At 62.9% G+C, this 18,394-nt stretch carries 23 protein-coding genes and 1 tRNA gene; 12 read left to right on the top strand and 12 right to left on the bottom strand.

Going from position 1 to position 18,394, the window contains the following annotated elements:
- Positions 1–37 precede the first annotated feature (37 nt).
- Together BCA01S_RS00215 and BCA01S_RS00210 are read left to right on the top strand one after the other, a co-directional pair.
- Complete coding sequence (locus BCA01S_RS00215; RefSeq protein WP_027775208.1) at positions 38–922, top strand: TetR/AcrR family transcriptional regulator; 885 nt, start codon at positions 38–40, stop codon at positions 920–922.
- Between the two features lie 140 nt (positions 923–1,062).
- Complete coding sequence (locus tag BCA01S_RS00210) at positions 1,063–2,193, top strand: enoyl-CoA hydratase/isomerase family protein (RefSeq protein WP_027775207.1); 1,131 nt, start codon at positions 1,063–1,065, stop codon at positions 2,191–2,193.
- Between the two features lie 35 nt (positions 2,194–2,228).
- On the opposite strand, the gene BCA01S_RS00205 is transcribed toward BCA01S_RS00210, so the two are convergent.
- Entirely contained in the window at positions 2,229–2,654 is a 426-nt protein-coding gene (locus BCA01S_RS00205; RefSeq protein WP_020065778.1) for a hypothetical protein, read from the bottom strand.
- Positions 2,655–3,057: 403 nt separating this feature from the next.
- Between BCA01S_RS00205 and ssuD the strand changes: the two genes are divergently transcribed.
- Genes ssuD through BCA01S_RS00180 form a run of 4 tightly spaced genes read left to right on the top strand, consistent with a single transcriptional unit; the run spans position 3,058 to position 6,400 of the window.
- Positions 3,058–4,218, top strand: a complete 1,161-nt coding sequence (gene ssuD, locus BCA01S_RS00195) for an FMNH2-dependent alkanesulfonate monooxygenase (protein ID WP_027775206.1) — start codon at positions 3,058–3,060, stop codon at positions 4,216–4,218.
- Positions 4,219–4,269: 51 nt separating this feature from the next.
- Complete coding sequence (gene ssuC / locus BCA01S_RS00190; protein ID WP_027775205.1) at positions 4,270–5,136, top strand: aliphatic sulfonate ABC transporter permease SsuC; 867 nt, start codon at positions 4,270–4,272, stop codon at positions 5,134–5,136.
- A complete protein-coding gene (locus BCA01S_RS00185; RefSeq protein WP_027775204.1) occupies positions 5,133–6,137 on the top strand; it encodes an ATP-binding cassette domain-containing protein in 1,005 nt (334 codons plus the stop codon). Before ssuC ends, BCA01S_RS00185 begins: the two co-directional genes overlap by 4 nt.
- A gap of 47 nt (positions 6,138–6,184) precedes the next feature.
- Entirely contained in the window at positions 6,185–6,400 is a 216-nt protein-coding gene (locus BCA01S_RS00180; RefSeq protein ID WP_020065782.1) for a TOBE domain-containing protein, read from the top strand.
- Between the two features lie 8 nt (positions 6,401–6,408).
- On the opposite strand, the gene BCA01S_RS00175 is transcribed toward BCA01S_RS00180, so the two are convergent.
- Entirely contained in the window at positions 6,409–6,732 is a 324-nt protein-coding gene (locus BCA01S_RS00175) for a hypothetical protein (RefSeq protein ID WP_027775203.1), read from the bottom strand.
- 175 nt (positions 6,733–6,907) lie between these two features.
- On the opposite strand from BCA01S_RS00175, the gene BCA01S_RS00170 reads away from it, so the two are divergent.
- Together BCA01S_RS00170 and BCA01S_RS00165 are read left to right on the top strand one after the other, a co-directional pair.
- The gene (locus BCA01S_RS00170) at positions 6,908–7,105 is read left to right on the top strand and encodes a hypothetical protein (RefSeq protein WP_027775202.1); all 198 of its coding nucleotides are present in this window, start codon (positions 6,908–6,910) and stop codon (positions 7,103–7,105) included.
- Between the two features lie 137 nt (positions 7,106–7,242).
- Complete coding sequence (locus BCA01S_RS00165) at positions 7,243–7,485, top strand: DUF6566 family protein (RefSeq protein ID WP_027775201.1); 243 nt, start codon at positions 7,243–7,245, stop codon at positions 7,483–7,485.
- A gap of 104 nt (positions 7,486–7,589) precedes the next feature.
- On the opposite strand, the gene BCA01S_RS00160 is transcribed toward BCA01S_RS00165, so the two are convergent.
- The 5 genes from BCA01S_RS00160 to BCA01S_RS00140 form a co-directional block, all read right to left on the bottom strand.
- Positions 7,590–7,856, bottom strand: coding sequence for a hypothetical protein (locus BCA01S_RS00160; protein WP_020065786.1), 267 nt, complete (start codon positions 7,854–7,856; stop codon positions 7,590–7,592).
- 375 nt (positions 7,857–8,231) lie between these two features.
- Positions 8,232–8,307, bottom strand: a tRNA-His gene (locus BCA01S_RS00155).
- Positions 8,308–8,396: 89 nt separating this feature from the next.
- The gene (gene dusA / locus BCA01S_RS00150) at positions 8,397–9,398 is read right to left on the bottom strand and encodes a tRNA dihydrouridine(20/20a) synthase DusA (RefSeq protein WP_027775200.1); all 1,002 of its coding nucleotides are present in this window, start codon (positions 9,396–9,398) and stop codon (positions 8,397–8,399) included.
- A 171-nt stretch (positions 9,399–9,569) separates the two neighbouring features.
- Positions 9,570–9,914: a hypothetical protein gene (locus BCA01S_RS00145; RefSeq protein ID WP_084166707.1), complete on the bottom strand. Its 345-nt coding sequence runs from the start codon at positions 9,912–9,914 to the stop codon at positions 9,570–9,572.
- A gap of 263 nt (positions 9,915–10,177) precedes the next feature.
- A complete protein-coding gene (locus BCA01S_RS00140) occupies positions 10,178–10,390 on the bottom strand; it encodes a DUF3820 family protein (RefSeq protein WP_006048800.1) in 213 nt (70 codons plus the stop codon).
- 140 nt (positions 10,391–10,530) lie between these two features.
- Here BCA01S_RS00140 and BCA01S_RS00135 point away from each other — a divergent pair, with 140 nt between their 5' ends.
- Positions 10,531–11,583, top strand: coding sequence for an NADP(H)-dependent aldo-keto reductase (locus tag BCA01S_RS00135; RefSeq protein WP_027775198.1), 1,053 nt, complete (start codon positions 10,531–10,533; stop codon positions 11,581–11,583).
- A 213-nt stretch (positions 11,584–11,796) separates the two neighbouring features.
- A complete protein-coding gene (locus BCA01S_RS00130) occupies positions 11,797–12,219 on the top strand; it encodes a hypothetical protein (protein ID WP_020065791.1) in 423 nt (140 codons plus the stop codon).
- 93 nt (positions 12,220–12,312) lie between these two features.
- Here BCA01S_RS00130 and BCA01S_RS00125 read toward each other — a convergent pair whose 3' ends face one another.
- Together BCA01S_RS00125 and nodI are read right to left on the bottom strand one after the other, a co-directional pair.
- Positions 12,313–13,140: an ABC transporter permease gene (locus BCA01S_RS00125; protein ID WP_027775197.1), complete on the bottom strand. Its 828-nt coding sequence runs from the start codon at positions 13,138–13,140 to the stop codon at positions 12,313–12,315.
- A gap of 28 nt (positions 13,141–13,168) precedes the next feature.
- Positions 13,169–14,083: a nodulation factor ABC transporter ATP-binding protein NodI gene (gene nodI / locus BCA01S_RS00120; RefSeq protein ID WP_027775196.1), complete on the bottom strand. Its 915-nt coding sequence runs from the start codon at positions 14,081–14,083 to the stop codon at positions 13,169–13,171.
- Between the two features lie 276 nt (positions 14,084–14,359).
- On the opposite strand from nodI, the gene BCA01S_RS00115 reads away from it, so the two are divergent.
- Positions 14,360–14,824, top strand: coding sequence for a universal stress protein (locus BCA01S_RS00115; protein ID WP_020065794.1), 465 nt, complete (start codon positions 14,360–14,362; stop codon positions 14,822–14,824).
- Positions 14,825–15,000: 176 nt separating this feature from the next.
- Here BCA01S_RS00115 and BCA01S_RS00110 read toward each other — a convergent pair whose 3' ends face one another.
- The 3 genes from BCA01S_RS00110 to lexA form a co-directional block, all read right to left on the bottom strand.
- Complete coding sequence (locus BCA01S_RS00110; RefSeq protein WP_027775195.1) at positions 15,001–15,693, bottom strand: DUF2939 domain-containing protein; 693 nt, start codon at positions 15,691–15,693, stop codon at positions 15,001–15,003.
- A 110-nt stretch (positions 15,694–15,803) separates the two neighbouring features.
- A complete protein-coding gene (locus tag BCA01S_RS00105) occupies positions 15,804–16,160 on the bottom strand; it encodes a hypothetical protein (protein ID WP_027775194.1) in 357 nt (118 codons plus the stop codon).
- 107 nt (positions 16,161–16,267) lie between these two features.
- Positions 16,268–16,918, bottom strand: a complete 651-nt coding sequence (lexA, locus tag BCA01S_RS00100; protein ID WP_027775193.1) for a transcriptional repressor LexA — start codon at positions 16,916–16,918, stop codon at positions 16,268–16,270.
- 308 nt (positions 16,919–17,226) lie between these two features.
- On the opposite strand from lexA, the gene BCA01S_RS00095 reads away from it, so the two are divergent.
- A complete protein-coding gene (locus tag BCA01S_RS00095) occupies positions 17,227–18,276 on the top strand; it encodes a sulfate ABC transporter substrate-binding protein (RefSeq protein WP_027775192.1) in 1,050 nt (349 codons plus the stop codon).
- Positions 18,277–18,394: the final 118 nt, after the last annotated feature.

The following is an 18,394-nucleotide window of genomic DNA, read 5'->3' as shown; positions in this document are numbered from 1 at the left end:
TTTGACTTTTCAGTTTGTCAACCGGAAAATGCCTTGCATGGGAATCGCTGAAAGAAAGAACCGGGAGAAGCAGGCGTTGCGGGAGCGCATCCTTGCAGCCGCACGACATATCGTGATGCGTGAAGGCTTTGCCGCGCTCTCAATGCGGAAGATCGCCGAAGCGATCGAGTATTCGCCCGCTGCGCTGTATTTGCACTTCGCGAGCCGCGACGAGATTGCAAGGGCGCTGTGCGCGGAAGGCTATGCGCAGTTGCTGCAGACCTTCGAGCCGCTCGCGGCCATTGCCGACCCGGCTGAACGGCTCAAGGGAATGGGGCGGGCTTATGTCGCCTTTGGCGTCGCTCATCGGGAAACGTACCGGTTGATCTTCATGGAAGATCCGAGCTATACCGGCGCGGCGCTCGGTGCGAAGGCGGCCGCAGCGGTGTCCGACCCGTCAGTTGCGAGCGAGGCGAAAACGCGGGGTCAGGCGGAACTGCCCGGCACGGAAGACGACCCGGGCGCCGCGGCCTTGCAATTCATGATTTCCGCACTCGACGAACTGAAAGCGGCGGGGCGTCTTGCTGCATCGGTGGATGCGAGGGTCTGGGCCGACGCTTTCTGGGCGACGTTGCACGGCATCGTTGCGCTCCATCTGACGTGTCCGGTTTTTCCGTCGGCGCCACTCGACACCGTCGTGGGAATCGCATTGGACACCTGGCTTGGGGCGGGCGGTATGGATGCAGATCCAGATGGCATCGCACGCTCGAACGCTAGCGGGGCAGTCTCGCGCAGGAAGAGGGCCGGTGCCACGGGGGCGCAAAGCTCTTCGCAAGACAATGCGCCAGTCAAAGCGCAAGCAGAGGTGCAATCCAAGGCACACGACGGCCCAGATGCAGAACCCGCGGCTACGCGGCGTCGAGCAACGAAGAAGACGCGTTAGGCGGCGAGTCAACGCCTAACTTGGCGACGTCCCCACCCGAACTCAGGCGAGGCTGCGCCTTGCACCCCGAACCGACTCCGAGTCGCCGGCCATGATAACGTTGGGTTTCCACGTCTTTGCGCCGCCGTGCGTTGTCTTTCATGTCTCTTTCCGCCTCGCCCGAAGCTAGCGACGAAGTCGCGACTTACGTAGCCAACTGCATCGGTTTCATCGAGCTTGAAAGGCCGAAGGCGCTGAACGCGCTGTCGCCCGGCATGATCCGCGCGATGCATGCCGCGCTCGACGACTGGCGCGAAAATCCCGATGTGCTCGCGGTTGTCGTGCGCAGCCAGCATCCTCGCGCGTTCTGCGCGGGCGGCGATATCCGCTTCCTCTACGAGTCGGCCAAGCGTGGCGAGCACGAAGCGCGCGACGCGTTTTTCATCGAGGAATACCGGCTCAATCACGCGATCTTCACTTACCCGAAGCCCTACATCGCGTTGACGAACGGCGTGGTGATGGGCGGCGGCATGGGCATCTCGCAGGGCGCGCATCGTACCGGCGGTCTGCGCGTCGTTACCCAGTCGACAAAAATGGCGATGCCGGAAACGCGCATCGGCCTTTTCCCGGATGTCGGCGCGAGCTGGTTTCTCGCGCGCACGCCCGGCGCGATCGGCCGCTATCTCGCAGTGACCGGCGAAGCGATGGGCGCCGCCGACGCGTTGTACGCCGGCCTCGCCGATCTCTATATCGACGATGCCGCGCTGCCCGCGCTCATCGACACGTTGCGCAGCGAACTGTTCGAGCGCGGCGCGGACGTGGTTGCGTGCGTCGAGCGGGAAAGCCGCGCTTATCAGGTCGCGCCGCTGCCGGAGGAGTCGCCGCTTGCCCGCGCGCGGCGCTTGATCGACCGCCATTTTGCGCTGCCCGACGTGCCGCGCATTCTCGCCTCGCTTCAGCAGAAGTGCGATCGCGAGACTGCCGATTGGGCCGAGCAGACCATCGCCGTGTTGCGGGAGCGCTCACCGCTTTCCATGGCCGTTTCGCTGGAGGTGGTGACGCGCGCGGAAGGCTCGATGGCCGAAGTGCTGCGCGGCGATCTCGATCTCACGCGTTCGAGTTTCCTGCAAGGCGACGCGGTGGAAGGGATTCGCGCGCGCATTATCGACAAGGACAACGCGCCGCACTGGCGCTTCGCGCGCATTGAGGACGTGAGCGCCGCCGATGTCGCGAAAATGTTCGAAAGCCCGTGGCCGGCCAACGAACATCCGTTGCGGGATCTGCACGGTTAAGGCGCAGGGGGACGCGACGAACCGCCTAGGCCGACTCAATCCACCTCTTCGCTGGCCATGAAGGCGCGCATGAAGACGAGCGCGCCCCAGCCCCACATTGCGTTCGCGGCGAAGCCCATGGCGAGGCGCGGCAGCATGTTGCCGCTTGGCCAGATGCCGCGCAGCGGATCCACGACGAACACGCTCGCCGCCGTCAACACGATGCCGCCGAACACGAACGCGGGCAGCCACGGCGCGCGTCGCTCGGGAGCCACGCGTAAGAGCCACGCCATGAGTACGGCCCAGAACGCGCTCCAGATTGCGTTAGCAATGAACTCGGGCAGGCCGAGCGGTAGAAACGGGGCAGTCGAAAAACCGCTTTTGTCGATCACACCGGCTGCATTCAGCAGCGCCAGCGTCGATTCATGGAAGAACAGAGAAGCCAGAAAACCGGCGACGAACGGCAGGATGAGTTTTTGCATGCATTGCACCGCCAGGGTACAGGCGCGTGGTTCGCGTTGCCCGCACCGGATTATTGGAAACGTGCGCCATTATAGCCAGCGGTGGCGGCTTTTCCGGTTGCTCGAAGCGTCGCGTTCGTATGCTTTAGCGTCGGGCTAATCACGGAAGTGGAAAACCTAAGCTCAAAAAAATCGTTCAAAAGCCGCGCTCCGCTCCATAGACTCTTTCTCCATGTAGACGGCGCTTGCCGCCGTCGCCCTTAGCGTCGATACCGCATCTTCCGTTCTTTAGCGATGCATCGCCCGGCTCATGTCCGATGACCGGCTGTATGCGCGCGGCCCGCGCCTGCGCTGGCGTTTGGTTTTGCCGCGCGGCATGCACCGTCTTCATTCAATCCAGTTCTGAATTCGCAGGGAGCAGTAAATGAATGTGTTCTGGTTCATTCCGACTCATGGCGACAGCCGCTATCTCGGTACGTCGCAAGGCGCGCGTGCAGCCGATTACGACTACTTCCAGCAGATCGCCGTCGCCGCCGATACGCTCGGCTACGAAGGCGTGCTGCTGCCGACCGGCCGTTCGTGCGAGGACGCATGGGTCGTTGCATCCAGCCTCATCGCCGCGACGAAGCGCCTGAAGTTTCTCGTCGCGATCCGGCCGGGCATTTCGTCGCCGGGACTTGCGGCACGCATGGCGGCCACGTTCGACCGTCTGTCGAACGGGCGCTTGCTGATCAATGTGGTGACGGGGGGCGACGCGGCCGAGCTCGAGGGCGATGGTGTGTTCGTCGACCACGACACGCGCTACGAGATCACCGATGAATTCCTGCACATCTGGCGCAAGCTGCTGACGGCTGCGCATACGAACGACGCGATCGACTTTGACGGCAAGCATCTGAAGTCGAAAGGCGGCAAGGCCTTGTATCCGCCGGTGCAGAAGCCGCATCCGCCGCTGTGGTTCGGCGGTTCGTCGCCGGCCGCGCACGACATGGCGGGCGAGCATATCGACACCTATCTGACCTGGGGCGAGCCGCCCGCCGCGGTTGCCAGGAAGATCGCCGATATTCGCGCCCGCGCCGCCGCGCACGGCCGCACGATCCGGTTCGGCATTCGCCTGCACGTGATCGTGCGCGAGACCGAAGAAGAAGCATGGGCCGCAGCCGACAAGCTGATCAGCAAGCTGGACGACGAAACCATCGCGCGTGCGCAAGCATCGTTTTCGAAGATGGATTCCGAAGGCCAGCGCCGCATGGCCGCGCTGCACGGCGGCAAACGGGGCGGGCGCGCCGAACTCGAGGTCTATCCGAATCTGTGGGCCGGCGTAGGTCTCGTGCGAGGCGGCGCGGGCACCGCGCTCGTCGGCAACCCGGAGCAGGTGGCGGCGCGCATGAAGGAATACGCGGACCTCGGTATCGAGACGTTCATCCTGTCCGGCTATCCGCATCTCGAAGAGTCGTATCGCTTTGCCGAACTCGTGTTCCCGCTGCTGCCGAACCGGCAGAGCAAGACTTCGGACGGGCCGCTGTCGGGACCGTTCGGCGAGATCGTCGGCAACAACTATTTACCGAAGGCGGCGAGCGCGAGCTGAGCGTCGCCCGCATCGGTACGGCATCTTCGACACGCAATGAGGGAAGTAACCATGGCTCAATCCACTGTAAGTGCGGATCGGGACGAGAGCGCGCGCGGCGGCGCCGGCTTCAGTTTCGTGCTGGCGTCCGCTTTCGGGTCGTTACGGCAAGTCGGCGCGTCGCTCGCGCCGTGGATCGCACCGCTTCTGATTCTCCTCGCATGGGAAACCGCCGCGCGCAGCGGCGTGCTGTCGACGCGCGTTCTCCCCGAACCGCTCGCCGTCGTGAAGGCCGCGTGGTCGCTGATCCAGTCGGGCGAGATGTGGGCTGACGCGAAGGTCAGCACGTGGCGCGCGGTGTCCGGATTCGCGATCGGCGGTGGGATCGGTCTCGTACTCGGACTCGCCACGGGCCTCTTCAAGCCGGTCGAAATCGCACTCGATTCGACCGTGCAGATGATCCGCAATATCCCGGCGCTCGCGATGATCCCGCTCGTGATCCTGTGGTTCGGCATCGAGGAGCAGGCGAAGGTTTTTCTCGTAGCGCTGGGTGTGTTTTTCCCGGTCTATGTGAACACGTTTCACGGCATCCGTTCGGTTGATTCCAATCTCATCGAGATGGCGCGCAGCTACGGCGTGAAGGGTTTCGCACTTTACCGCCATGTGATCCTGCCCGGCGCCTTGCCGTCGATTCTCGTCGGCGTGCGCTTCGCGTTCGGGCTGATGTGGGTGACGCTGATCGTCGCAGAGACGATTTCTGCGCAGTCGGGCATCGGCTACATGACGATGAATGCGCGCGAATTCTTGCAAACCGATGTCGTCGTGGTCGGCATTCTGCTGTACGCGGCGCTCGGCAAAATCGCCGACGTGCTGGCAAAAAGCCTGGAGCGCGTGTCGCTGCGTTGGCATCCGGCCTATCAACGGGGAGGCAAGGCATGAGCGCAACGACATTTTCGTCGTCGTTCGGCGGCATTGCGGGCAGCGATCTCGAAGCGGAACTGGCGCAGCCGCGCATCGCCGATCGCGACGCCGACCTGGCCGCGGACTCACAGCAACGCGACACAGCCCACGGCTATGTGCGCGACGCAACCACTGCTGGCGAAGCAAGCGGACCACACCGCACGAGCAACGCGGCCGACTATTCGGTCCGGTTGCGCGGCGTCGGCAAGCAGTATGGCGAGCGCAAGGTGCTGACGGACTTCGACCTGTCGATCGAGCGCGGAAGTTTCGTCGCGATTGTCGGCCGTAGCGGTTGCGGAAAATCGACGTTGCTGCGTCTCGTCGCCGGTCTGGAGAAGACCACGGCCGGCGTGCTCGAAAAGCGTGCCGAAGATGGCCGGCCGCTCGACACTCGCATCATGTTCCAGGACGCACGGCTGTTGCCGTGGAAGAGCGTGTTGCAGAACGTGATGCTGGGCTTGCCCCGCAGCGCGCGGGAAGACGCGCGTGCGGTGCTGGCCGAAGTTGGATTGCTGGAGCGCGCCGACGACTGGCCCGCTCAGCTGTCGGGCGGTCAACGTCAGCGTGTCGCGTTGGCGCGCGCGCTCGTGCATCGTCCGCAGTTGCTGCTCCTCGACGAGCCGCTCGGCGCGCTCGATGCACTGACGCGCATCGAAATGCACTCGCTGATCGAGCGCTTGTGGCGCGAGCACAAGTTCACCGCCTTGCTCGTCACGCATGACGTGCACGAGGCCGTCGCGTTAGGCGACCGCATCCTTTTGATCGAAGAAGGGCGCATCGCGCTGGATCAGCCGGTGCCGCTCGCGCGCCCGCGAGCGCGTGCGTCCGCGGGCTTCGCGGCCCTCGAAGAACACGTGCTGCAGCGCGTTCTGAAAAATGCGCCAAATGACGACGCATTGTCCGGGCAGACCGAAGACGCACGCGGCACGCGTAGCCAGGGCCGCTTCCGGCGGCCTACAGACGTCCGCTGGGCTGTCTGACATTCCTTGACTGACCGTTTTTAATCGCTTCTCTGGAGCCACTCGCAATGAGCATTTCCGCAATCAACGTACGCAATCAGTTCAGAGGCAAGGTCAAGGAAATCATCCGTGGACCGGTTGTGTCCGAAGTCGATGTCGACACGCCGTTTGGCATCGTGACCTCCGTGATCACCACGCGCTCGATCGACGAACTCGACCTGCAGGTCGGCTCGGAAGTCGTCGCGCTCGTCAAGTCGACGGAGGTCTCGATCGCGCGCCTGTAAGCGCCGCGCTATTTCGCGTTCGCACCGCTCGCGGGCGGCTCGTGCATCATCTTGTCGTTGGTCGGCTTGCGCGGACGCTTGATCGGCATGTTGTCCGGGTTGCTCGATCCGGTCGAGCCGGAGGCCGCCTCGGGCGGCTTCGCCATCGACGACGCGGCGTCGCCCGGCGCGGCCGGCTGCTTTGCCCGCGCAGCGGAGCCTTTGGAGGCCGTTGATCCGGCTTGCGCCGCTTCGGCCGCTTTGGCCGTTCCTGCCCACGGCGCCGTTTCGCCTACCCACATCGCTGCCAGTGCGGCGACTGCGGTCAGAGCTGTCAGAGTGCTTCGCTTCATCTCCTTCTCCTTGTGCGTGCTTCGCGGCCGGTCGGATTGCGCGAGTTCGGGGTAGACCCGGCGTGCCGGCGAAAATTCACGCGCAAAGCCATTCGGCCATGACGATGCGCTAATGCGACTGCATTCGCTCTCGAAACTTGCTAGGATGAATTTAGCCATTTCGACGGAGGCAGCCATGTCGAAGTCATTGAGTCCCGAAGCGATCGAAGCGTTGCGCCGCTTGAACGAGGTCGGCGTGGGTCAGCCGCCGCCGCGATTGCCACAGACCGTAACCGCTGAACTGCTGGCCTGCGGGCTCGTCGCCGAGGCAAGCGGGGACGAAGTCGAGATCACCTGTAACGGCAGGCAGTACCTTTCAGGCGATTGCGATTAAGCATGAATGCCGGCGATTACGCGATGCGGCGTCAGCGCATGTGACGGCGTTCGCGCAGCGCAAGTATCGCGTTGACGCGGCGCGCACGCTGGGCGCTGCGAACGTCCTCGGGAAGCACGGCAGACGTGGAGGTGAAGATGGAGCCGAAAGGGCTCGACATGGGAGATTACCAGGAGCGCTATCAGGACTACGACATCGAAGTCGCGGTCGAGCAGGTGCTCACCGGCGTCAAGGCGCATTTCCGGGTGCTGCGGGGAAGCGCAGTGGTGGTCGACTGGCGGCTGGTGCATATCGACAGCCTGTGGCCCACTGAGCACGCTGCGGCCGAAGCAGGCTTTCGCGCCGCGCGCGAAGTCATCGACGCCGGTGTTGCGGGTTGAGGCCGCTTAAGCCCGTAAACGGAAGAGGGCGCCGGCATCGGAACCCGATGCTCGGCGCCCTCTGTGTGCTTGCCGCTAAGTGCAGCAAGCTCGACAGCGAATGCTTAGTGGCCGAAGAAAACCGACTGCGGACCCGATGCCGGTTCACGCGTGCCCGATTGCGACGACGCATTGTTCACGCCACCGTAAGCGTTCGATTCGGCGTTAGCGCGTTCAGCCGCGACAGTCTGCGCATTCTGACCTTGTTGCGAAGCCGGTGCGCCGACCGACGGACGATAGAACGGCGCCGGGCCGTAGCCGCTTGCAAAAGCCGGTGCAGCGATCGAGGCGGAAACGGCAACGAGAAGGGCGGCGATAAATTTGGTCTTCATGATGTACCTCCAATGATGTTCGACTTTCGGGATGACGTCGCAGGAGCCGGGGCTGTGTCTGCAACGTCGATGGAGGCAGTGTATACCCCTACTATCGAGAATTTGTGCTGATAATTTGAAATTACTATTCCCGCTGGTGAAATAATCGGGCAGTCGTAGAGCGGGCGCGGCTGAGCGGCGGTCTGGCCCCGATCGCCAAGCGGTAGATGCGAGTTGAAGACCTGATCGGGAAAGGGTTTTAGGGGGTGGTCGGTGGGCAGATAGCTGGCAGCTCACGGAAGCCGAGACCATAATCAAAGACCCAAAACAAAAACGGCGTTGTGATTTCTCACAACGCCGCTTGCCAATCCATTCCACTTTACTGCCGAAATTCTTTGGGGTGGCTGATGGGGCTCGAACCCACGACAACAGGAATCACAATCCTGGACTCTACCAACTGAGCTACAGCCACCACTGAAATCTGCTTTGACTTGCCGGAAAACCTGACTCGCCAACGAAGAAACGAGATTATACGAACAGGTTCCGCGTTTGCCTAGTCCTTTATTCAAAAATTTCGGCTGGCTCACGCAGATGTTGTCTCGCCTCGTTGAAGATAGCGAGGTCGCGCGCGGCAAGGCGCTTGCTGTCGGAGAGCACGCGGCGCCAGCCGCGTGCACCCGCTTCGCCTCGATAGAGACCGAGTGCGTGACGAGTGATCGCACCAAGGTAAGTGCCGCGGGCTATCTCGGCTGCGCAATATTCGATGAGCTTCGCCTCGACCTGCTCGCGCGTGAGCGGCGCTTCGGTAGAACCGTAAAAGCGCGCGTCCACATCGGCCAGCAGATACGGATTGTGGTACGCCTCCCGGCCGAGCATCACGCCGTCGACGTGTGCGAGATGTGTCTGCACTTCGTCGAGCGTCTTGATCCCACCGTTGATGATGATTTCCAGTTGCGGAAAGTCGCGCTTCAATTGATACGCGTAGTCGTACTTGAGCGGCGGGATCTCGCGGTTCTCTTTCGGGCTCAGCCCTTTGAGAATCGCGTTGCGCGCGTGGACGATAAAGACGTTGCAACCAGCCTCCGCGATCGTGCCGACGAAGTCGCGCACGAAGCCGTAAACCTCTACGGCATCCACGCCGATGCGATGTTTGACCGTGACGGGCACGGAGACGACGTCGCGCATCGCCTTCACGCAGTCGGCGACCAGCTGCGGCTCGTTCATCAGACACGCGCCGAACGCGCCGCGCTGCACACGCTCCGATGGGCAGCCGCAATTCAGATTGATTTCGTCATAGCCCCACTGCTCGCCAAGCTTCGCCGAGCGCGCGAGATCGTCAGGCTCGCTGCCCCCGAGTTGCAACGCGACGGGCGCTTCGTCGGGCGTGAAAGCGAGATGGCGTGGCACGTCGCCGTGCAGCAGTGCGCCGGTCGTCACCATTTCCGTGTAGAGCCACGTATGACGCGAGATCATGCGATGAAGCGACCGGCAATGACGATCGGTCCAGTCCATCATGGGGGCGACACTGACGCGGCGCGGACTGGGAGTACTAGCTGAAGACATGGGGCGGCCAAAGGCTTGAATCGAAACCGCAATTTTAGCGCAATGCGGGCGATTCACCCCGGCAGCGCCCGCGTGGCGCACGCTCGGTGGATTTGCCGATCAGCAGTTTGAATGCACGGTCAGGCGCCTTAAGTCCCCAGTCGTCCCCAGTCGCCGAATCGACCGCTCGATTCAATGACTGCGTCCGCCATGCCCGCCGCCGCTCCACGAACTGCCGCCATGGGATCCGCCATATCCCCCATATCCGCCCCCATGGCCGCCATGCCACCCGCCGTGACCGCCGTGCCAACCGCCGCCCCAGTGTCCGCCACCGCCGTGGTAGTAGCAGCAGGGTCCGCCCCAGCCGCCCCAGATACCGACCGTGCCGTACACCGGCGCGTAGGGTGTCCCATATCCATAGCCATACGCGGGGTAATAGGGTTGGGCGTAGGCGTAGTCATAGCCGGGCGCGACTGCGCATCCGCTGACGCCCGCGACCACGGCCAGCAATGCCATCGATGCAAACATCCTGCTCACAATCGCCTCCCGTCCTCACATAGAGGATCAGAAAGGTCGCGAGCCTGAGAGTTCAGCCGCATTTGTGTCCGCGCATTACGATCGCACCGCTTGGCTGAGCAACGCGCGTCCTTGCGCCGCACCGGTACTCCAAGGCGGGTGCTGCATGTGGCGATCGAAACCGCGCCGGCGCATCCATTGCGCGGTAACACATGGTTAATCTTCCGCAACAGAACAGCGCGCCGCCGCCCTTATCATGCGATGCAGTTGATCGGAAGAACGCATCAGCGCTTGCGCAAAGGTTCGATCAGCGACGACAAACCGTTGTGATCGATCTCGTGCATCAGCGCGAGCAGCCGTCCAATCTCGCCCGGCGGAAAGCCCTGGCTCGCGAACCAGTTGAGGTAATGGCCGGGCAGGTCGGCGATCAGGCGACCCTTGTATTTGCCGTAGGGCATCACACGCGTGACCAGCAGTTCGAGGTGTTCGGGATTCATCGTGATGCACCGGCGCAAGGAATGTTGGGCGAGGCGCGCTTGCATTGCACGCCAGCACGGCATTCTAGCCGTGCTGCAGGCATCGCGCGGGCATGGTAACGTCACCGGTTTATGTTCATACAACTAACAGGAAAGCTTCCATGGAATACCGCAGACTCGGCGATTCGGATGTGCAGGTCAGCCTGATCGGACTCGGCACCATGACGTGGGGCGAGCAGAACACAGAGCAGGACGCGCACGCTCAGATCGACTACGCGCTCGATCATGGCGTCAACCTGATCGATACCGCAGAGATGTATCCGGTGCCGCCGCGCGCCGAGACGCAAGGCTCGACCGAGCGATTTATCGGCACATGGCTCGCGAAGCATCGCAGCGCGCGCGAGAAAATCGTGCTCGCTACGAAGATCGCGGGCCCCGCTCGCCAGCCGCATAACCCGCGACATATCCGCGGCGAGACCAACCAGTTCGACCGTAAAAACCTGACTGAGGCGCTGAACGACAGCCTGAAGCGTCTGCAAACGGACTACGTCGATCTGTACCAGTTGCACTGGCCGGATCGCAATACGATGACGTTTGGCCGTCCGGCCTATCCGTGGGTCGACGACGAATACACCGTGCCTATCGACGAAACGCTCTCAGTGCTCGCCGACTTCGTCAAGGCGGGCAAGGTGCGCCACGTGGGCGTGTCGAACGAAACGCCGTGGGGCGTCGCGCAGTTCCTGCGCGCGTCGGAAAAGCTCGGCTTGCCGCGTATCGTCAGCATCCAGAACCCGTACAGTCTGCTCAACCGCACTTACGAGGCGGGGCTTTCCGAGTACGCGCACCGCGACAACATCGGCCTGCTCGCGTATTCGCCACTTGCCTTCGGCTGGCTGTCGGGCAAGTACGAAGGCGGCGCGCGGCCGGCTGGCGCACGCATATCGCTGTTCGAGCGCTTCCAGCGTTACAGCAAGCCCCAGGCGATCCAGGCTACCACGCGTTACGTCGAACTGGCAAAGCGCCATCGCATGTCGCCCGCTCAGTTGGCGCTGGCCTTCGTCAATAGCCGGCCGTTCGTCACGAGCAATCTGATCGGTGCGACCTCGCTCGATCAGTTGAAGGAGAACATTGCGAGCGTGGACGTAAAGCTGTCGCAGGACGTGCTAGATGAAATCGACGCCCTGCATCAGCTGCAGCCGAATCCGGCGCCTTGAGTTCGCTGGGACATGCAACGAAAGGCAAATGTCCCTCCCTGTCGGCAAATCACGACCTAAACTGTGGTGAGCAGGACGGGCTTCTGCCTTCGTGTCGTGCTTCTGCGCGTGGCGCGGCGCGCACGAATGGTAGGATGCAGCCCGGAAAATCGGCAGCGGCGGCGGGTTTTCAGCCGCACTGTTCACACTCGGCGATAGCACTCAGGACATCGAATGGCGCAACAAAAAACAAACCCAAAACTCGAGCAGGCGCTGACGCGCGGGGACCTTGCGATCCGTCAGGCAAATTCGGCACGGGCCACGGCGCTGCTGCGCGCGCTAGCCAAAATGATCGTTGACGCCTCGGCGACGATCGGCGTCGAAGCATTCACACTGATTCCGGACGGCGACAAGATTTACGATCCGGCCGACGGTCTCTGGCCGCAAGAACTGCAGATCTCGCTCGACGGTCCGGTTGAGGACGCCGATCCGGACGAAATCCGCACCGTGCGGCTGATTGCCGACGATCCGGGCACGATGTTCCGGGTGGAATGGCAGCGTGCCGACGGCAAGATCGGGCGTCACGAAGGCGGCCCGTTTGCGACAGTCGCGTTCATCTCGGACGTCGACATTCCCTGGACCGACGAAGAGGACTGAGCTCGCGTCCGTGCAACAAGTTCATTCGAGGGCGCTGACCGCTCGGGTCAGCCGCCCTCTAATTGTCCGCGCCCATCTGACGCGGGGCACGAGTTACTTCATCATCCGGCGCCGAAACAGCACGGCGGCGACGATAAACCCGCCCACCGCATAACCCGCCAGCACGGCCACGTGCCACAGGGCGTTGTCGAGCGGGCGACCAAGCATCGCAGGCCGTATCAGATCGACCGCGTGCGCCAGCGGCAGGACCTCGGCCGCACCCCGCGCGGCGGCAGGCAACTGCGAAATCGGAAAGAACACGCCGGAGAGCAACAGCATCGGCGTCAACACCAGCGTTTGATAAAACATAAAAAAGTCGTACGACGGCGCGAGCGCGGTCACGACCATCGCGAGACTTGCGAACGCTAGGCCGGTCAGCACGATTACGGGCAACGCGAGCAGCACTGACGGAAAATTGGCGTAGCCGAGCGCGCCCGCCACCAGCATGATCGCGGCGCCCGACAGCACCGACTTGCTGGCCGCCCAGATCACTTCGCCAAGCACGATATCGCCGAGCGTCAACGGCGTGTGCATGATTGCTTCCCACGTGCGTTGCACGTGCATGCGCGAGAAGCCCGAATACATCGACTCGAAACTCGCGGACATCATGACGCTCGACGCAACGGTGCCCGCTGCGAGGAAGGCGATATACGACACGCCGTCGACGCGGCCGACCATCAGCCCGAGACCGAAGCCGAGGCCGAACAGGTAGATCATCGGATCGGCGAGATTGCCGAACATGGAGGCGAGCGCAAGCTTCTTCCACACAAGGTAATTGCGGCGCCACACCGCAATCCAGTTGACTGCGTTCGCGGGCAACGCGGCGAAAGGGGCCTGCATGGGTGGCGTGGCTTCGTTGCTTCGGTAAGTGCGTGCATCCATTGCGTGTCTCGTGCAGTGTCGATGGAAGTCAGTCCTGCATCTCACGACCCGTGAGACGCAGGAATACGTCCTCGAGATTCGCCGGGCGGTGCAGATAGCGCAGGTCCGCTCGCTGCTTCAGTCGCGCATGCACTGGCCCGGCGTCGTTCACATAACAGAAGAGCGTCTCACCGCTGATCTCGGTTCGCTGTGCGAGCGGCGCAAGCTCATCGCGTAATGCGAACGGATCGGGGCCGAAGATCTCGATGACGTCGCAGCCGATTTCCGACTCGATCAACTCCCTTGGCGCGCCTTCCGCAATCTTGCGTCCTTCTTCGATCACGCACAGCCGGTCGCATAGCCGCTCGGCCTCTTCCATGAAGTGGGTGGTCAACAAGATCGTCTTGCCACGCGCGAGCAGCGAGCGCAGTCGCTCCCAGATGAGATGCCGTGCCTGCGGGTCGAGGCCGGTAGTCGGCTCGTCCATGATCAGTACGTCGGGATCGTTGACGAGCGCCCGCGCGAGCGTGAGGCGCCGCTTCATGCCGCCCGACAGTTCGCTCACACGCGCGTCGGCCTTGCTCTCCAGCCGCGCGAATTCCAGCAGCGACGGCACCATCGCGCGGCATTGCGCGGCGCTCAGGCCAAAGTAGCGGCCGAACACCAGCAGGTTTTCGCGGACGGTAAAGTCGGGATCGAGATTATCGAACTGCGGCACCACGCCCACGCGTGCCCGCGCGATGCGCGCCCGGCCGGGAATCGGCTCGCCGCACAGGCGGATCGAGCCGCCGTCGGGCGCGGCGATGCCGAGCAGCATGCGCAATGTGGTGGTCTTGCCGGCGCCGTTCGGTCCAAGCAGGCCGAAACACTCTCCGACGTCGACATGAAACGACAGTCCGTCGACAACTTTCTTTTCGCCGTAACTTTTTTCAACCTGCTGGAATTCGATAGCGGTGTCGGGCATGGATAGGGATCGAGGCTCAGGCAAAAGAGGCGAATCGACGGGAAGGCTGCTCATTCTAGGTCATCAGCGGGGAAATGGCGGGTTAAGGAGCGCGCCACGCGCCGCGTTCTTGCACTGCCGCAGAGGCGTCGCTAGCGTTGTCCTCACTGAGTGTGCCTCCTATGCACAAGGGCGGGGCGTGCATCGATCGCACTTAGCGTTTTCCATCCCTTGCAAGCTGAATTGCGGCGCACCATGATTGATTCAGACCGCGCTTTTGCGGAAAGGGGAAAAACGATGGCGAGCTACCAGAAAATCCTGCTGTGCTACGACGGCTCGCGCGAAGGCCGCAAGGCTCTGCGTTGCGGCGCCGACCTTGCGCTGGATCTGAAGGCGCAAACGCATCTGCTTTCGGTGGTCGACATGCGCTCGAGCATTGCGCAAAGCGCGGGCCTGCTGACCGACGTCGCGTGCGGCAGCTTCGAAAAGACGGCGCGGGACATCCTGCAAGAGGGCGTGGACTGGCTGACCGAGCGCGGCGTCAACGCGCAGGGTCACTTTGCGTTCGGCCATCCGATCGACGAGATCGCCAATCTTGCCAACGAGTTGCACGTCGACCTGGTGGTGGTGGGCCACCGTTGCCGCACAGGCTTGTCCCGGTGGTGGATGGGTGCTGGCAATACACCGCTGCTCGACCGGGTGTCATGCAGCATTCTGGTCGCGTGCTCTTCAGCGCATGAGCAGCAGCAGGAAGCGGCCTGACGATGCGGTTCGGGTGCACGACCACCCGCGCCAGGCGTGCAGCCTTCGTGCGGGTGGGTGCTCGTGAGCTTTGGGCCGGATGAACGCGGAGGACGGAGTAGCGGGCGGCGCGTGCATTACGAGTGCATTGCGTCAGATCGGCCGCGTGCGCGTTCGATCTGACAAGCCGCTGGCGCTCACTCGTTCAGATTGACCGCCGCCAGCTTCCACGTGAAAAGACCCTCGCGCATGAAGATGGCGGAGTAACGCGCGTCCCCCGCACCGTGCTGGTATGTGACGGCGAACTCGTTGATGCCGCGATAGCCGGCTGTGGTTTGCGGCGGTTGCGGCGGTTGCGGCGGGGTGGCCCTGCTAACCGCGTTGCCGTTCGGATCACCCGTAGCGCCGCCGGGCGTGCGGCTGTCCGCACCGGACGATTCGGGGGCGGGCGCATTCGCGGCGGGCGGATTGCCGGTGACCGGCGCGGCATTGGGCCGCTCACCCGGCTTGCCGCGCGGCGGCATGCCGTTCAACAGCGCAGCCACGCCGTCGGGTGTTGCATACGCGTCGACGAGCGGGCCGATCAATGCGACGCCAATCATCGCGCCGATCGCAGCCAACGGATTGCCGTTTCCGTGTGAGTCCAGCCGCCGCGTCAGCAAGCCCGTGACTTGCTGCTTCAGGCTCTCGCGCAACGCGGGAAAATCGACGTACCGATTCACCGTCTGCGCGTCACGTGCGTCGGCGGCGCGTTTGAGGTTATTGAGCGCGATATACGGGGAGGCATAAGCGAAGCCCAACGCCGCGATCAACGCGATCACTATCAACGTGACAATAAGCGTGACTGCAAGCGGACGTGTGCTGCGCTTCCTGGGTGTCGAAACTGCCATCGAGCGGAAATCTCCATCAGGTGTGATCTAACGTGGACCGCAACCGCGCTGAAACGATCCGTGCGCTGCCACAAACCATGTGAGCGACGCGCCCCACACCTCACAACTCATCAGGACTCGAACACCGCACCGTGGACGTTGGTTTCCTCGGCGATGCAACGGTCAATCATGCGGCACACCGCGTCTACGGTGCCGACCATGATGAGCCGCGACGGCCCGTGGTACACGCGCACCGGCGCACGGCGCTCAGGCTCGGCAGTATTGAGCCCCGAATTCAGCGACACGCGAGCGAATGCGGGCAGTGAAGACGGCAACGCAGCCCGCAGGTCGGACCCGTGAGCGGGCGAGTCGAACAGCGACGCGGTAGCGGCCGTGGACGCTTCGATCAGTGAGCAAGGCACCAGCTTGCGCAGATGGCGCAGACGGCCGAACTGGCGAAATGGCAACAGGCGGGCAAGGCGTTCCATGAGTCTCTCCGGGCGATTCAACATGAGTACTGCTTTAGTCGGTGAGCAGGCGAGCGGTTGGCTAATGACGCACTGAGCTTGTCGCTCATTGAGCCAACCCCGTGCTATCAGAATTCGCCCGGGCGGATCAGCCCGACAGCGATGCCTTCCAGCGCGAAATCCGCGCTGCCTGTCTCAACGAAGATGTTCTCGTAATCGGGGTTCTCGGCAATCAACTCGATACCGTTCGCGCGGCGCTTCAGGCGCTTGACCGTGACGTCGTCGCCAAGTCGGGCAATGATGATCTGGCCGTCTTTGGCCTCGCTTCTTTTCTGCACCGCGAGCAGATCGCCGTCGAAGATACCCGCGTCGCGCATGGACAGCCCGCGCACCTTGAGCAGGTAATCGGGCTTGCTCGAGAAGAGCGCCGGGTCGCACGCATAGTGTTGGGCGATATGTTCCTGCGCGAGGATCGGGCTACCGGCGGCAACCCGGCCGATGAGCGGCAGCGACAGTTGCATGATGCTGGCGTGCGGCAACGTGAACTGATGCGGCGCCTCGTCCGGTCCAGCAAGCAGCCGAATACCGCGCGACGCGCCGGCCGCGAGTTCGATCACGCCCTTGCGTGCAAGCGCCCGCAGATGCTCTTCGGCCGAATTGGCCGAACTGAAGCCCAGTTCGGCGGCGATTTCCGCACGCGTGGGCGGAAAACCGGTGCGCTCTATGGCCCGGCGGATCAGATCGAAAACCTGCTGCTGTCGTGCGGTGAGTTTGGTCATGGCGCCACTGTATGGATGAACAGGTGCCTGTATTTTTATACAGTATCCGACGCAATTCAAGCTTTACTTTAAGTTTGGGAGCCGACCCCTCGCTGCAACGTCGTAAATCGGCGTCAAGACATCCGTTTTCATGCCGCAACGCCTTATCTGGCTGTCATTACCACTTTTGCGTATTAAAAAATGAATAAACATTATTTTTAATGATGAAAGCCCCTGGATAGACTGGCCTCCAGTCGCTCATGTGCACGTGACCCGACGCAAAACAACACACACGCTGTATCAGCGCACCAATACGCGGAGAACTTGGCATGAACCATCACGAAGCGGGCCCTGCAGGCAGGAGCCGAAAACTTATCGCAGCGCTCGCGTTCGGCGCGGCAGCCGTGCTCGGCGCCCTTGGCGCGGCAGGCCAGGCGCAAGCCGCCGACACGACGCTGTTGAATGTTTCCTACGACCCCACGCGCGAGCTCTACCAGGACGTGAATCAGGCTTTCGCCAAAGAGTGGAAGGCGAAGACCGGCGAGACCGTCACGTTCAAGCAGTCGCACGGCGGCTCGGGGGCGCAGGCGCGCTCGGTGCTCGACGGCTTGCAGGCCGACGTCGTGACGCTCGCGCTCGCTTATGACATCGACGCCATCGCGAACAAGGGTTTGATCGATAAAGGCTGGCAGAAGCGCTTGCCCGACAACGCGTCGCCGTACACGTCGACGATCGTGTTTCTGGTGCGCAAGGGCAATCCGAAGCACATCAAGGATTGGGACGATCTGACCAAACCCGGCGTGTCGATCGTGACGCCGAATCCGAAGACCTCGGGCGGCGCGCGCTGGAACTATCTCGCGGCATGGGCGTATGCAGCGCATCAGCCGGGCGGCAATGACCAGAAGGCCAAGGAGTTTGTCGGCAAGCTGTACAAGAATGCCGGCGTGCTCGATTCCGGAGCGCGCGGCGCGACTACCAGCTTCGTGCAACGCGGCATCGGCGACGTGCTGATTGCGTGGGAAAACGAGGCGTTCCTGTCGCTGAAGGAATTCGGTCCGGACAAGTTCGAAATCGTCGTGCCGTCCGTGAGCATTCTGGCCGAGCCGCCGGTTGCGGTGGTGGATAAGGTCGTCGACAAGCATGGCACGCGCAAGCTGGCCGAAGCGTATCTGAATTTCCTGTACAGCGAGCAGGGCCAGGAAATCGCCGCGAAGAACTTCTACCGTCCGCGTTCTAACAAGGTTCCGGCCGAACTGACCGCGAAGTTTCCGAAGCTGAAGCTGTACACGGTCGACGATTCGTTCGGCGGCTGGGCCAACGCGCAGAAGACGCACTTTGCCGACGGCGGCGTGTTCGATTCGATCTACCAGCCTCAGTAACATAGCTTAGGTCCGCGCCGCGGCAGGCGCAGACCGAGGCAACGCGACGCGCCACGGCGCGGCACTTTCCGGAGCGCGCCACTGGCGCGCTTTTGGCCGATCAGGACCAGGCGGCCAG

Source organism: Paraburkholderia caledonica NBRC 102488 (assembly GCF_000685095.1).
Lineage (GTDB): Bacteria > Pseudomonadota > Gammaproteobacteria > Burkholderiales > Burkholderiaceae > Paraburkholderia > Paraburkholderia caledonica.
This window is presented reverse-complemented; position numbering and strand designations above follow the sequence as displayed.

Coding starts and splice junctions, on each gene's coding strand:
- BCA01S_RS00175 (WP_027775203.1), bottom strand. CDS start 6,732: ATGAAGCGAAGCACTCTGACAGCTCTGACCGCAGTCGCCGCACTGGCA.
- BCA01S_RS00170 (WP_027775202.1), top strand. CDS start 6,908: ATGTCGAAGTCATTGAGTCCCGAAGCGATCGAAGCGTTGCGCCGCTTG.
- BCA01S_RS00125 (WP_027775197.1), bottom strand. CDS start 13,140: ATGGATGCACGCACTTACCGAAGCAACGAAGCCACGCCACCCATGCAG.
- BCA01S_RS00160 (WP_020065786.1), bottom strand. CDS start 7,856: ATGAAGACCAAATTTATCGCCGCCCTTCTCGTTGCCGTTTCCGCCTCG.
- BCA01S_RS00095 (WP_027775192.1), top strand. CDS start 17,227: ATGAACCATCACGAAGCGGGCCCTGCAGGCAGGAGCCGAAAACTTATC.
- BCA01S_RS00180 (WP_020065782.1), top strand. CDS start 6,185: ATGAGCATTTCCGCAATCAACGTACGCAATCAGTTCAGAGGCAAGGTC.
- BCA01S_RS00135 (WP_027775198.1), top strand. CDS start 10,531: ATGGAATACCGCAGACTCGGCGATTCGGATGTGCAGGTCAGCCTGATC.
- BCA01S_RS00130 (WP_020065791.1), top strand. CDS start 11,797: ATGGCGCAACAAAAAACAAACCCAAAACTCGAGCAGGCGCTGACGCGC.
- BCA01S_RS00185 (WP_027775204.1), top strand. CDS start 5,133: ATGAGCGCAACGACATTTTCGTCGTCGTTCGGCGGCATTGCGGGCAGC.
- BCA01S_RS00105 (WP_027775194.1), bottom strand. CDS start 16,160: ATGGAACGCCTTGCCCGCCTGTTGCCATTTCGCCAGTTCGGCCGTCTG.
- BCA01S_RS00205 (WP_020065778.1), bottom strand. CDS start 2,654: ATGCAAAAACTCATCCTGCCGTTCGTCGCCGGTTTTCTGGCTTCTCTG.
- lexA (WP_027775193.1), bottom strand. CDS start 16,918: ATGACCAAACTCACCGCACGACAGCAGCAGGTTTTCGATCTGATCCGC.
- ssuC (WP_027775205.1), top strand. CDS start 4,270: ATGGCTCAATCCACTGTAAGTGCGGATCGGGACGAGAGCGCGCGCGGC.
- nodI (WP_027775196.1), bottom strand. CDS start 14,083: ATGCCCGACACCGCTATCGAATTCCAGCAGGTTGAAAAAAGTTACGGC.
- BCA01S_RS00165 (WP_027775201.1), top strand. CDS start 7,243: ATGGAGCCGAAAGGGCTCGACATGGGAGATTACCAGGAGCGCTATCAG.
- BCA01S_RS00115 (WP_020065794.1), top strand. CDS start 14,360: ATGGCGAGCTACCAGAAAATCCTGCTGTGCTACGACGGCTCGCGCGAA.
- BCA01S_RS00140 (WP_006048800.1), bottom strand. CDS start 10,390: ATGAATCCCGAACACCTCGAACTGCTGGTCACGCGTGTGATGCCCTAC.
- dusA (WP_027775200.1), bottom strand. CDS start 9,398: ATGTCTTCAGCTAGTACTCCCAGTCCGCGCCGCGTCAGTGTCGCCCCC.
- ssuD (WP_027775206.1), top strand. CDS start 3,058: ATGAATGTGTTCTGGTTCATTCCGACTCATGGCGACAGCCGCTATCTC.
- BCA01S_RS00110 (WP_027775195.1), bottom strand. CDS start 15,693: ATGGCAGTTTCGACACCCAGGAAGCGCAGCACACGTCCGCTTGCAGTC.
- BCA01S_RS00210 (WP_027775207.1), top strand. CDS start 1,063: ATGTCTCTTTCCGCCTCGCCCGAAGCTAGCGACGAAGTCGCGACTTAC.
- BCA01S_RS00215 (WP_027775208.1), top strand. CDS start 38: ATGGGAATCGCTGAAAGAAAGAACCGGGAGAAGCAGGCGTTGCGGGAG.